Source organism: Pseudomonas putida (assembly GCF_050989985.1).
In the GTDB taxonomy this organism is placed as follows: Bacteria; Pseudomonadota; Gammaproteobacteria; order Pseudomonadales; family Pseudomonadaceae; genus Aquipseudomonas; species Aquipseudomonas putida_AI.
On sequence record NZ_CP158815.1, the window covers coordinates 4,298,675 to 4,312,066 of the forward strand.

The following is a 13,392-nucleotide window of genomic DNA, read 5'->3' on the forward strand; positions in this document are numbered from 1 at the left end:
GGCTTCAGGGAACATCGCGGCGCAGTCGCACGGACGACGACAGGTCGCCCGCGCACCGTCGATCAATCGCCCATGATGGGCGCCAGCGCCGCCTGGATCCGCGCCATCTGGGCCGGCGTGGTCATGCTTGTCAGCAGCTTGCCGAAGTGCGGATGCTGCACGCCCGAGATGATGTACTGCCAGCGATAGGCGCTCAGCACACCGGCATGGATCTGCGCTGTCTCATCGAGACTGAGCGCTCGCGTGACACTGGCGATGAAGTACCCGGCATCCGCTGTCGACTGGGCCTGCAGGATGGCGTCGACGGCCGCTACCAGCGCAATCAGGTCATCCACCGCCCGGTCGCGCTCAGCCTGCGAGAGTTTCCCGTGCTCCGTTTTCCACTCCAGCTCATCGAGTACGACGTGCCGGCTTTCATCCTTCCAGTGGAACTTGAAGACGTCCTTGAACAACGGGCACAGCTCCTCACGCGGGGCGATGCTTTGCGAGTAGTGCGTCTGCACGAACAGCTCGATATGGCAGGTCAGCGCCAGCACCGACCAACTGCTGGCCGCCAGTACCGCGCGCGCCACCTCGTTGGGATCGGCGACCTGGCGATATCCCTCCGGCAGGTGCGAACCGATCATCGTCTCCATCCGCCGGAACAGCTCCTGGTGCTTGATCTCGTCGTGGGAGAAGCGCACCAGCGCTTCAAGTGCGAGTTGATCGTCAAACACATGGGCCCTGCCCTGATCGAGCATTTTGGCGCTGATGAAGCGTTCGACCAGGCCAAAGAGGTAGGCATAGGTGCGACCTTGAATCTGACTGAGCAGGCGCGCTTCATCCCCGGTCAGAAAGGTCAGGCGGTCGATCAGCGACAGTCCGTCGGGGAGGAATTTGCGCGAGAAATCGAAACCCCGTTCCTGCAGCAAATCGCGATCAATCTGCCATTCGGCTTTCTTCGAGGCCCTGACCATTTGCGCATAACGGGCGGCGTTGCCCGATTTTGAGCTGGATAGGGGGTTGGGTAAGGTCGCGACGCTGTTCATATCGATCTCCTGCTTGCCTGGTCCGATTGCAATGGGCCCTTGAGGGCTGACGCCGGAGCCAATGACCCTCGATTAATGCCTTGGGGGTGGCCTGGATCGCCGGTTCCGCGTTGGTGCTAATCTAGGCCTCGCCTTGCTTTCGATGAATGATCGATGCGCCTGATTACCTGCTCCGGGCTCCGGAAAGGAGAATTGGCCAATGCTGGATGCGCTTTCTGATGTCTTGCGTGTGATTCGGCTGTCTGGAGGGGTCTTCCTCGAGGCGGAGCTCACGGCGCCCTGGTGCATTAACGGAAGGCTGTCAGCGGAGGATTGCAAACCCTTCCAGCAGGCACCGCGACATGTCATCGCATCGCACTTTGTCGCCGCCGGCCGCATGCAAATACGCGTCGAGGGGCAGGCCGCCATCGAGGTCGCGGCCGGCGAGCTGGTGCTGCTTCCGCACAACGACACCCATGCGTTCGGCAGTGACCTCGGCATCGCCCCCATGCCGGTGAAGGACGTCATCGAGCCGCCGCAAGTCGGCAGCATTTCACGCATCAACTACGGCGGAGGCGGCGCCGTAGCCACGCAGCTGTTGTGCGGCTTTCTCGGTTCCGATACCCCCTTCAGTCCCTTGCTGTCGTCGTTGCCAGCCCTGTTGAAGCTGGACCTGCGCGCGACGCCCTCGGGTGCCTGGATCGAAAGCTCGTTCCGCTTCGCCGTCAGCGAGATCGCGGCGGGACGGGTCGGCTCGACAACGGTCATCGCCAAGCTCTCGGAACTGCTGTTCGTCGAAGCCGTCAACCAGTACGTCGCCAGCCTCCCGGCCGAGCGGCGCGGCTGGCTGGCGGGCTTGCGCGACCCACAGATCGGCCACGCCCTGGCGTTGCTCCACGCGCGCCCGACCGAAAGCTGGACGGCCGAAGGCCTGGCCGTGGAAGTAGGCATGTCGCGCTCGGTGTTCGCCGAACGCTTCACCACCCTGGTCGGGCAACCGCCCATGCAATACCTGACGCTCTGGCGCATGCACGTGGCCGCGCAACAGCTGCGTGAAGGTCGAGGCAATGTGGCGCAAATCGGCTTTGCCGTTGGCTACGAGTCCGAGGCCGCGTTCAGTCGAGCCTTCAAACGCCAGTTCGGCACCTCGCCCGGCACCTGGCGCCGGCAGTCAGCGTAGGAAAATCCATCGGGCCTATTGCCCCAATCCCCCCCAAAACAGGGGGAATCCCCCAGTTTTCACCCTTCTGGCGCCCCCATTGGAGCGGCGCCGATCGTCCGCAGAATGTTGGATCCATGAAACTTTCTTCATGTTTGCTGGTCGCCGCAGCGACTGGCATGGTCCCTGCCTGCCGCCCAATTATAGGGCACAGTGCTATCAACGCGATGCGGGTTTGGCCAAGCGCCACACCACGCTGGGAGGCAAAAGGATGAGACCAAATCTACCCACCCGACCATTCACATTCCTGCTGCGGCCGGACATGGCTTCGGCGTTATTGTTGGCGCTCTGCGGTGCGGATGTCGGCGCTTCACCGATCGACGATGAGAGCCAGCCATCGCCCACCGACCCCTCCTACTATCGGCCTCAGCCTGCCGACCCTGCGGCTGCCTTGCTGGAAATCAGGACGATGCCGGAGGCCAACCATGGCTCGCTGTCCTTGCCTAACGGTGGCCAGGGCAACCGTGATACGCCGCGGACCGACAACGTCCTGCCCCCTGCCCTGCAGACCTCATTCAACTTCCCCACCAACGGCAAGCCAAGCCCGCTGTTTGGCGCCACCCCGTTTACCCAGCAGCTTGTGCTGTTCGAGGAATTCGGCCCGGAGAAACTCGACCCGCAAACACCCCCGGCGCAGATGACCTTCCCGGTGCCGACGGTGGGCCCGATGCCCGGCCAGGATCCCAACAGCATTGCCCGCAGCGGCCCCTCGGGCACCGCGCTGGAAGCCTTCCTGCGGCAACCGGGACTGACGCCGTTCCCGACGCAATACGCCAACGTGCTGGACCGCAACCCCTGGAAAGCGCAGATCGAAGCCTTCCTCAACCGCGCGCCGGTAGGCTCCCCGGCCGAAGGACGGCCAGGCGGCAAGGGCTGGTCGCACCAGCGCTGGAACGAGTTCTACCCGCAAGCCGCGTTCAAGACCGTGCAAGCCGGTGCGCGGCAAAACCTCGGCCTGCGTGACAGCAAACAAATGCATGGCTACACCAAGGGTGAGTTCGGCCCCAATGGGCTCTACCACAACACCGCCGGCCTCTCGACCACCAACGGCACCACCAAGGGCATCGACATTCGCATCCATCCGAAGATGCCGATCCAGAACCACAACTCGGTGTGGACCTTCGACGGCACCCTGCCGCCGAAACTGTTGATGGTGCGCTACGGGCAACCGCTGTTGATGCGTCACTACAACGCCCTGCCCATCGACCCGGCCGCCAACAACGGCTTCGGCCTGCACACCATCAGCACCCATGAGCACAACGGCCACAACCCGGCCGAGAGCGATGGTTATGCCAACGCCTTCTTCTTCCCGGGCCAGTACTACGACTACCGCTGGCCGGTGCAGCTGGCCGGCTACGACACCATCAACACCAAGGCCGAGGACCCAAGGGCCGCGTTCCCCTGCTCGCCGGGGGAAACCCTCTGGGTCAACGACATGGCTCCCGCCCGCAAGACGTGTGAAAACGGCAGCATCAAGATTCGCGGCGACTGGCGCGAAACCATGAGCACCCACTGGTTCCACGACCACATGCTCGATTTCACCGCGCAGAACGTCTACAAGGGCAACGCGGTGATGATGAACTACTACAGCGCCATCGACCGCGGCAACGAGGCCTTCGAGGACGGCGTCAACCTGCGCTTCCCCAGCGGCAACGCCCTGCCCTGGGGTAACCGCGACTATGACGTCAACCTGGTGATCGGCGACAAGGCCTGGGATGCGAACGGCCAGCTGTGGTTCAACCCGTTCAACACCGACGGCTTCCTCGGCGACCAGATGCTGGTGAACTGGCAGTACCAGCCGTTCCTGAACGTACGTGCCCGCAGCTACCGCTTCCGCATTCTCAATGGCTCGGTGTCGCGCTACTTCAAGCTGGCCGTGGTGCGGGAAATCAAGGGCACCGGCGGCGAATTCCCAGGGCCCGCAGGCTCGGGCGTGTCCTATGCCCGGGTGCCGTTCCACATGATCGGCAACGACGGCAACATCATGGAGCACGCCATTCCCTTCGACGGCAGCATGGACCTCGATGGCGACGGCGACCTGAAGGACAACAACGGCATCCTGCCGACCCAGGCCATCGCCGAACGCTACGACATCATCATCAATTTCGCGAAAAACGGGATCAAGACCGGGGACAAGATCTACTTCGTCAACCTGCTGGAACACCAGACCGGCAAAGGCCCCGAGAAAGACGAGCTATCCCTGGCCGACGTGCTGTCGGAGAAATACAAGGCGGTACTCAAGCAAAGCAGCAAGGGGCTGCAATGGGACAAGGGCGACCCGGTGGTGGGCAAGTTCCTGCAACTGATCGTCAACTCCTACTCCGGCCAGGACCAGAGCATGGACCCCGTCGCCTATGAGCCCGCCAAGCCTGGCAAGGCGGCTGGCAAGACAATGATCCCGCTGCCGATCAACCGCGATGATCCGGTGGTCCAGGCCAAGCTCAAAGACGCCCGCCATCGCGAGTTCACCTTCGGCCGTTCCGACGGCACCGACCTGGCGCCCTGGACCATCAAGACCGACGGCGGCTTCGGCTACAGCATGGACCCACGCCAGCTCACCGCAGCGGCGTCATTGTCCACCGGCCCGACCGATGCTGGCTTCAGTGGCGACGGCACCCTGGAAGTGTGGAACATCAAGAACGGCGGCAACGGCTGGAGCCATCCGGTGCACGTGCACTTCGAGGAAGGGGTGATCCTCAGCCGCGACGGCAAGGCACCGCCGGATTGGGAAAAATGGGCACGCAAGGACGTGTACCGGATCGGTCCGGAAGTGGACAGTTCCACTGAGGTGTCCATGGCGATCCGCTTCCGCGAATTTGCCGGGACCTACATGGAGCACTGCCACAACACCCAGCACGAAGACTCGTCCATGTTGCTGCGCTGGGACATCGAACACCCTGGCCAGTTCGAGCTGATGCCGACGCCACTGCCAAGCTGGGACGGCGTCGAGTACGTGGCCACGGCGGCACTGCCTACCTTCCGTACCGGTGGCAAAGGCAGCGGCAATGATGACGATGGCGGGGATGACGGCGACGACAACAGTGACAACAAACTGCCTATTGCCGGCCCCGACAGCGCCAGCACCACGGCCGGTGTAGCTGTCACCCTCAATGTTCTGGCCAATGACAGTGACCCTGACAACAACGTGCCGCTCACTGTGGTCGGCCTGAGCCAGCCGGATTCCGGCATGGGTACAACCACCACCGATGGCACCCGGGTGATCTACACGCCGCCGGCCACACTCACCGAACCGGGCGTCGCCACCTTCACCTATGAAGTGCGCGACGCCAAGGGTGGGGTCTCGGCACCGCCCGGCACCGTGACCATCTCGGTGGCACCGGCGGCGACCAGCAACGAGGACCTGCAAGTGACCAGCGCCACCGTTTCGGTACGCAGCAACAACCGCTACACCTGGGACCTGGCGGGCACCACGTCGCAGACCGGCACGGTGCTGACGGTCAGCGCAGCGACCACTGGCGGGCCACTGGTGCTCGGCACGGCAACTATGACGCCAACGGCCACCGGCGCCCGCTGGAGGGTCTCGGCGAGCACCACCGGCAACGGGCCGGCGGCGACCCCGACCGTGACGATCAAATCGTCCTCCGGCCGCTCGGTCACGGCGCCCATCTCCGTGCGTTGACCGCTATTACCTTGCACTCCAGCCCCTCCAGGTGGGGTGCAAGGCTTTCATCAGTACTCTGCACAGGACGCAATCATGATCACTTCACATTGGACCCGGCCGATCAAACTCCTTCGCCTGCTGCTGCTTTTCACCCTGGGCATCACCGGCTGGTCGGCCGCCGGTGCCGATGACAGCGACCCCGGCACGCCCTGGGGCAAGGACTATTTCCCCAACACCGAGCTGGTCAATCAGGACGGGCAGAAGGTGCGGTTTTTCGATGACCTGATCAAGGACAAGGTGGTGGCGATCAACTTCATCTTTACCTCCTGCACCGACTCCTGCCCGCTGGAAACCGCACGCCTGCTGCAGGTGCAGAAAGTCCTGGGTGATCGGGTCGGCAAGGATATCTTTCTCTACTCGATCAGCATCGACCCGGAAACCGACACCCCTAAAGTGCTGAAAAAATACGCCGATAAATTCAAGATCGGCCCCGGCTGGCAATTCCTCACCGGCAACAAGGACGACATCACCGCCCTGCGGAAGAGCCTGGGCCTGTTCATCGACGGCATCGACAACGGCCGCAACAAGGACCACAACCTGAGCCTGATCATCGGCAACCAGAGCACCGGCCGCTGGATGAAATCCTCGCCCATGGAGAACCCGTACATTCTGGCTGACCGCCTGGGCAAGACCCTGCAGAACTGGAAACAGCCCAGCGCCGTCAACCTCGATTACGCCAGCGCCCCGACCCTGCGCCCACCAAGCGCCGGCGAGCAGATCTACCGCACCCGCTGCTCCTCCTGCCACACCCTGGGCGACACTCAGAACGCTGGCATGCGCAGCATCGGCCCGGACCTGGTCGGCGTCACCCGCCAGCGCGACCCGCAATGGCTCAAACGCTGGATCAGGGAACCCGACCAGATGTTGGCCGAGAAAGATGCGCTGGCGATGCAGCTGTACGAGCAATACAACAGCCTGGCGATGCCCAACCTGCGTTTGGGCGACAAGGAGATCAACGCCCTGCTCACCTACCTGGCCGAAGAAACCGAACGCCTGCAGCCCGAGGCACCGGTGGCGCAGGACACCCATGACGACGCGCATCATCACGCCGGGCACAAGATGTAAGGCGGCTGACACCGTTAACTGCAGCAGCTCCCACGGAAACAATCAATCAACTGTGGGAGCGAGCCTGCTCGCGATGGACGTCAACGATAACGCGGGTTGTCTGGTTAAACGCGTCGTCCTCACGCCCATCGCGAGCAGGCTCGCTCCTACAGGGGGATGCGATCTCTTCCCAATCAACCCCAGACCATTGCTTGAACCGCGCCACACATACTTGGGTACTAAGTCGCTCATACGCATGTATCCACTGTCCTTACCTATGCACAAACGACACTCTCGACCGGATCTTTAGACTAGGGCCAGGGCCACGCTTTGTCCGTGGATCTGCAAATGGCTGACCGGGTCCGTCGATGCGGCATCCCGGCCAAACACCACTTTTCTGGAGTCAACGACATGAGTGCATCACAAAAGGTTGTGATCGTGACCGGCGCGTCACAAGGCATGGGTGCAGAGATCGTAAAGGCATTCCGCAAGCTCGATTACCGTGTCGTCGCAACGTCCCGCACCATCAAGCCATCGGATAACCCGAGCATCCTCACTGTCGCTGGCGATATCGGTGATCCGGCCACCGCAAGGCGTGTCATTGACGAAGCGGTGACGCGATTCGGGCGAGTCGACACGCTGGTGAACAACGCCGGCATCTACATCGGCAAGCCTTTCACCGAGCACACCCTGGAAGACTTCAATGCGGTCTTGAACGTGAACGTGGCAGGCTTCTACCACATCACCCAACTGGCCATCGCCGAAATGGAAAAGCATGGTCGCGGCCATGTGGTGACCGTGACCGGCAGCGTGGACAACGGCATCAGCGGTGCGCATACGGCCCTGGCGGCACTGACCAAAGGTGGCCTGAACTACGTCACCAAGGCGCTGGCGATCGAGTACGCCAGCAAAGGTATCCGCATCAACGCCGTCGCGCCGGGCGTGATGAAGACGCCAATGCACAAAGAGGAATACTACGAACTGCTCGGCTCCCTCCACCCGCTGGGCCGCATGGGTGAGCCGAGCGAAGTCGCCAGTGCAATCGTGTTTTTGGATTCGGCTGAGTTCATTACCGGGGAAATCCTGCACGTCGATGGCGGGCAGAGTGCTGGTCGGTAACTGAGCGGGCGGAGTCTTTCGCAGTTATCTCGAAGGGCTCTGCCTGTGGCGAAGGCCAGACCTGCGCAATACCGAACCCCACCTCGAACAACGTAAACCCCAGCAGCAGAAAGCTGGCGCCGTGGGCAACAGCATAAAGCTGCCACGTCGCAAACAGCAGCCTCGCCAGCGCGTCATACAAGCCGACCCGGCGACTCGGATGCATCAGCCGCCAGAGCGACCACACGACCACCACACTGCCCAACAGGTTGGCCAACAGCATCCCGGTGGCGTCCAGGCTCGGCACCGGTCGCTGCAATGCCAGGGCGCCGGACAGCGCCGCGAACCCCTCGAACACCAGCGACACCGTCCAGGGTGTCATGAAGCTCGCCGTGACTATCAGGTCGTAGAGCGCGCTGGCCCGGACGATGTGCAGATTGTTCTTTACGCTGATCATGGCCATCCCTCACAGTTTGAGCCCGCAGGCTAAAGCCTAGTCCTAGGTCCAGAGTCAACATGAGCATCGAACATCATGAGAATCGGCGAGGTGGCAGCACGCACGGGCGTGTCGGTTGACGCACTGCGGTTTTACGAAGAGAAAAAGCTGATCAAGCCCCAGCGCACCGCCAACGGCTACCGGCATTATCCCGAGCAGACGCTGCAACTGGTGGGCTATATCAAACTGGCGCAGCAACTTGGATTTTCCCTGGCGGAGATCGGCGAAAACCTGCCCCTGCTGTGGAACAGCGAGGAAGTGTCCAGCGACCTGCTGGCCCGGTTGTTCGCAGAAAAAATCGCGCTGCTGGACGAACGCGTCGCGCAGATGCAGGCGCTGAGAAACCTGCTGGCCGAGCGGGCGAAGCAGGTATGCCCGTTGTTGGGGAATGGGGTCGCACCGCTCTCCTGAATCCCTCCAAAGATCGCAGCCTTCGGCAACTCCTACCCTGAAATGCATTCCCGTGTAGGAGCTGTCGAGTGCAACGACGCTGCGATCTTTTCAAACCAACACAGACCAACCCAGACCAACATCGGATCCAACCAAATTCGGCGTAATCCCCTCCCAACAATGGGGCCAGTCCCCAACTAAAGATCAGCCCACCCCCTGTCAACAACGGCTAAAGCCCACCACTACAAGGCTTGCCGGCCATCACGAAAGTTTCATCAAGGATTGGCTTAGTTATTGCCATGCAAACTTGTCCGGTCCACAAAGTTGAAAAGTCGGGGAGTTTCATTAGTTCCAAGGAGGACATCGACTGAAGGACGGTATGAATAACAATCCCTCTCAATCGAGTTTGAGGAAACCGTCATGAGTCACAGTAAATACACTAGGGCACAAGTTGCGCTGCATTGGCTGTCGGCTTTCATTATTCTCTGGTCTTTATGCACGGGTACTTACGTCGCATTGTTTAATGCTTCGCCAGACATGAAGTCATTGATAACGGCTCTCAATATTTCGATGACGACATTGTTCATTCCCTTCTTCCTGCTGCGTGCAGCCTTGCGCATTAATCATCTGCGTAAATACCCCGCCGGGCCGGGTGAGTTACTGGCCACCTTTGTCCATAACCTGATTTACCTCATAACGGCGCTGGTGTTGCTGACCGGTGTACTGATGATGGATCGCCCGATCACGGTGTTTGGCCTGCCGAGCCTGCCGCCACTGATCACCAACCCCCAGTGGCTGCACGACTTCCATGCGGCCCATCGAGACAGTACCGAGATGTTGGGAGGGCTGGTGCTGTTGCATCTGCTGGCGGTGGCCAAGCATGAGCTGAGTGGGAACCGGATTCTGAAAAACATGAGCTTTCAGCCTCACGACACGGCTTGGAATCCACCAACGGTGGCGCCTGAGCCCACCAGCGTTGCGCAGCCAGTCCCCATGTTTGGCGACAGCTTTCACGATCGTCGACGTGTTCCCAGGCACTAGCGGTTCGGGGACTTCAAGAGTGCCAGCGTAGCTCTCAACGTTGGCCTCTCGCTCCAGAACGGTTGGGCACAGGATTGAAAAAGAAAGATAGAGCCTGTTCAGAAAATACCTCTATCCTGTTGAAGCAAAATTGAGACGGATCCATTAATCAGTAATAAATTTATCTCCATTTGCTTGCTCACAACTCTCCAAATGGAGTTTTCCACGCAATCCCAAGCTCCTGTTTCAAAGCGAGTGTGAGCTGATAGGCAGGTTGCTCCATTGAGCTGAATGGAAGTTCGCCTTGGCCCACTGCACCGTCTGGCACCTTGGAAAAGAATAACTCCATCGCCCGTTTTGTTGACTGCCCCTCTACAAGACTTAGGCGGCCAAAGAATAGCTCCCGGTATTTTTTCCTTGCTGTATTGAAATCTTCAATAGATTCGGTAGTAGCCATCGTTGACGCAGCAGCACTAGTCTCAAGAAACAGACTCAATTTAGTGTTCCAAAATGCAGAGTAAAATTCTTTTTCCTTAGTGTCAGTATAAGTGTGATAGGCCCAGAGTGCGGCAACGACTACACCTACAATCGTGAAACTTTTCAATACTACGTCGCAAATTCTGAACAGAGATTCGTCCATTTCCGCCTCCCTAGCCGAAGGGCCGGCGTCGCGTGATAAAGCACGGACGCCTGTACTTCAGATTGTTGATAACAAATCACTCATGGATTGCTTTGGGCTGTACTACCAAGATCGACTTTAGGAGGCTGAGTTTCGGAAAAATTGCCGCGATGAGAAAAAAGATCAAGTTTTTCCAGCGGTAGCTCGTGGCGGGAGGGTTCAGTCGCAACGGTTTCGCATCGTTCCATCGCATCCAGGAGTTGAGATTCGGTTATATGACCACGCCTGTAACGTGCTAGTGAAACATCGAGAGCACGCCATGCCCGTATCAGTCCTATGTAACGTTTATCAGGAGAAACGAATCCGATGATTGCGAAACAACACGCCGAAATAACAGCACAGAAGGATACTGCACTCAGATCGGTACCGAATAAAGCATAGTTTTTTGGCAGTGCGGCCGCCAAGGTACTGGATAGAACGCCAATGATACCGAGCAGGTAATGCGCGTGAACAAAGACGCGCCACCAGAATTTCCAAGTATCAAGCCGCATTTTGACCTCAGCTGGGATTGAAGCAAGCTCGGTATTTGACATGCAGAGTACCCCTTCGACGTGAGATGCCCTAAAGGATTTCGTTAGCGCTCGATAAGAGCGTAGCTAACATCATGATGGTTTCCACCAGCAATTAACTTAGTTCCAGACACCACTCACCATAACGCATGCCACATAGATATGCAGCTGCAATACTGATTTAAGGAACCATGTTAACCAGGCCTTACAGGTTTCGCACCTTCGATGCACTGATTTCGTAGCAACCAACTAATTTATAAGACTTCCGGGCTTTTTTAGACGCCGAATTTCATCTTCAAGCTTAGCCTTTAGTTATTCTGAATCGCTATACATAGAATGCCAAAAAAAATTGTGCCCCCACTGGATCAGCCTCTAATCTTCCTTTAGGCATATAAAAAATTTTAACTTTTTCTTATATGCACACGACAGTTTCGTTCTTAATAAGTCTTCCCCATTTTTTCGAATGTTGCCCCCTCCCCTTGTCGCAAGGAGACAAAAAATGCCTTCTTCACGCCTCATCCTGTTATTTGATGGCACAGACAACACGGCCAAGGATCGCACTAACGTCTGGCGCACCTATGGGTTGCTTGCGGAAAAGGACATACATGGTATTCCCCAGAAAAAGGAATACATCACGGGAGTCGGTACCGACATTGGCGAACTCGTCGGGGGTAGCATCTTTGGCCGAGGCATTGCCCGAAAAATTCGTGAAGGCTACGAATGGCTGGTCGAGAATTATCAGGATGACGCGGAGATTTACGTATTCGGTTTCAGCCGCGGTGCCTTCGCCGCTCGTAGCCTGGTGCAGATGATCGCGACCTGTGGACTTGCACGCCCGCACACTCTCAAGGATTGGAGCGCCAAGGAAATTTTCGAGCGTTATGCAGAAATTTCGCAGCAGGATACCGAGGTCGTACGCCCCATATGGCGATTGCGATACTGGCAGGACAACCCGGCGCAAGCGCCTTTAGGCTGGCAGCCCGACCCATTGGAGGCCCGCCTCATCAGTGATGACTACGTGCGTAAAGTGAAGATCCGCATGGCTGGACTATGGGACACCGTGGGCGCGATCGATGCCGACGCCCTGCTAAACAAAGACGCCAACCGCGGCAAATCCGCCGCTCATAACGTGCGACCCACACGGGCTCAGGAATTCGGCTATCACGCCCTCGCCATCGACGAACACCGGCCAATGTTCGAGGCCTCGCTCTGGCGCACCTTCGCCGAGACAGGAAAGGAAGTAGAAACACTCGCCAACTTCAATAAATACTACGAGCAACGCTGGTTTGTTGGTGCGCACTCCGACGTTGGCGGCGGCTACCAGGACGATGATCTACCCAATATCACCCTGAAATGGATGATGCAGAAGGCCAGCGCGCTCGGCCTTGCGTTCACTCATGCCATCGAGCCCCGCCCCGGCGCGTGGTACGACCCCATTCACGACAGTTTCAAAGCCTTCGCTGGTCAGATCCTCAACATCTGGGACGAAATTAAAAGTGGCGATCAACGCAATTATCGAGATATCGGCAGACTTCCCCGCAGCATCGTGACGGCAGCAGGCGCGGCCGGCGCCCTCTGCACCATTAACGAAACCATTGATGACTCCGTGATACGTCGCTGGCAAGGGGACCCAAGCTACCGTCCGCCCAAACTGGTGGACTACTTTGTTCGAAACCCCGGTGAGCTTCCTCAGGGAACATCCCTGGCGCAACGCACCCAGCGCATCTACGCCAAAGAATACTGGAACCCGACCGGGGTGTTCCTGCGTGCCGGCGTCCGCTATCGAGCTCGCGTCGTGCCCGGAGTTGGTGAACCCTTGCGTGATCTCAAGTACATCGCACGCAGTATCGAAGGCGAGGACTGGAACAGCCTCGCCCACAGAGGCGCCTCACTCGTCCATGGCAAGCGCAAGGATGACGCCAAATGGTTCGCACTCATTGGCACCGTGGACAAGAACCACCCTTGGGTAATGAAAGACGGGGGTGAGTTCACCGTGCCCGTCAGCGGCCAGATGCTCTGCTATTTCAACGATGTGCAAATCGAATTTGGGTTCTATGACAACAACTCCGGCTGGGTCATGTTAGAGGTCGAGCAACTCTAACTATCGGTGCGCTTCGAACACAAACGTAGTCAGGTTCAGCACAAGGCCTCTTAGTAGGTGGCCAAAAAATCAGAAAAGTAACGCTGACCTGTTTTCCGGGACGCTTACTTAACATCACGGGAGCCGGTACTGACTTAGGCGAACTCC

The 13,392-nt window shown here is 58.9% G+C and carries 11 protein-coding genes; 7 read left to right on the forward strand and 4 right to left on the reverse strand.

Annotated features, from left to right (window positions below; translation table 11 throughout):
• Positions 1–62: 62 nt before the first annotated feature.
• Entirely contained in the window at positions 63–1,028 is a 966-nt protein-coding gene (locus tag ABTV29_RS19585) for a diiron oxygenase (protein WP_433766340.1), read from the reverse strand.
• A gap of 199 nt (positions 1,029–1,227) precedes the next feature.
• Here ABTV29_RS19585 and ABTV29_RS19590 point away from each other — a divergent pair, with 199 nt between their 5' ends.
• The 4 genes from ABTV29_RS19590 (at position 1,228) to ABTV29_RS19605 (ending at position 8,071) form a co-directional block, all read left to right on the forward strand.
• On the forward strand, positions 1,228–2,187 hold the full coding sequence (locus ABTV29_RS19590) for an AraC family transcriptional regulator (protein ID WP_433766341.1): 960 nt from the start codon (positions 1,228–1,230) through the stop codon (positions 2,185–2,187).
• Between the two features lie 301 nt (positions 2,188–2,488).
• The gene (locus ABTV29_RS19595) at positions 2,489–5,866 is read left to right on the forward strand and encodes an Ig-like domain-containing protein (protein WP_433771945.1); all 3,378 of its coding nucleotides are present in this window, start codon (positions 2,489–2,491) and stop codon (positions 5,864–5,866) included.
• 78 nt (positions 5,867–5,944) lie between these two features.
• Positions 5,945–6,973 (forward strand): SCO family protein, encoded by a 1,029-nt coding sequence (locus ABTV29_RS19600; RefSeq protein WP_433771947.1) that lies wholly within the window; start codon positions 5,945–5,947, stop codon positions 6,971–6,973.
• Positions 6,974–7,363: 390 nt separating this feature from the next.
• Complete coding sequence (locus tag ABTV29_RS19605; protein ID WP_433766342.1) at positions 7,364–8,071, forward strand: SDR family NAD(P)-dependent oxidoreductase; 708 nt, start codon at positions 7,364–7,366, stop codon at positions 8,069–8,071.
• Here ABTV29_RS19605 and ABTV29_RS19610 read toward each other — a convergent pair.
• A complete protein-coding gene (locus tag ABTV29_RS19610) occupies positions 8,022–8,507 on the reverse strand; it encodes a hypothetical protein (RefSeq protein WP_433766343.1) in 486 nt (161 codons plus the stop codon). The genes ABTV29_RS19605 and ABTV29_RS19610 overlap by 50 nt on opposite strands.
• 75 nt (positions 8,508–8,582) lie before the next feature.
• Here ABTV29_RS19610 and ABTV29_RS19615 point away from each other — a divergent pair, with 75 nt between their 5' ends.
• Entirely contained in the window at positions 8,583–8,957 is a 375-nt protein-coding gene (locus tag ABTV29_RS19615; protein ID WP_433766344.1) for a MerR family transcriptional regulator, read from the forward strand.
• A gap of 399 nt (positions 8,958–9,356) precedes the next feature.
• Positions 9,357–9,977 (forward strand): cytochrome b, encoded by a 621-nt coding sequence (locus ABTV29_RS19620; protein WP_433766345.1) that lies wholly within the window; start codon positions 9,357–9,359, stop codon positions 9,975–9,977.
• A 178-nt stretch (positions 9,978–10,155) separates the two neighbouring features.
• On the opposite strand, the gene ABTV29_RS19625 is transcribed toward ABTV29_RS19620, so the two are convergent.
• Positions 10,156–10,596, reverse strand: coding sequence for a hypothetical protein (locus tag ABTV29_RS19625; RefSeq protein WP_433766346.1), 441 nt, complete (start codon positions 10,594–10,596; stop codon positions 10,156–10,158).
• 80 nt (positions 10,597–10,676) lie between these two features.
• Positions 10,677–11,168 carry a hypothetical protein gene (locus ABTV29_RS19630; protein ID WP_433766347.1) on the reverse strand — a complete coding sequence of 164 codons (492 nt, stop codon included), beginning with the start codon at positions 11,166–11,168 and terminating at the stop codon, positions 10,677–10,679.
• A gap of 475 nt (positions 11,169–11,643) precedes the next feature.
• On the opposite strand from ABTV29_RS19630, the gene ABTV29_RS19635 reads away from it, so the two are divergent.
• On the forward strand, positions 11,644–13,245 hold the full coding sequence (locus ABTV29_RS19635; protein ID WP_433766348.1) for a DUF2235 domain-containing protein: 1,602 nt from the start codon (positions 11,644–11,646) through the stop codon (positions 13,243–13,245).
• The last annotated feature ends 147 nt before the right edge of the window (positions 13,246–13,392 follow it).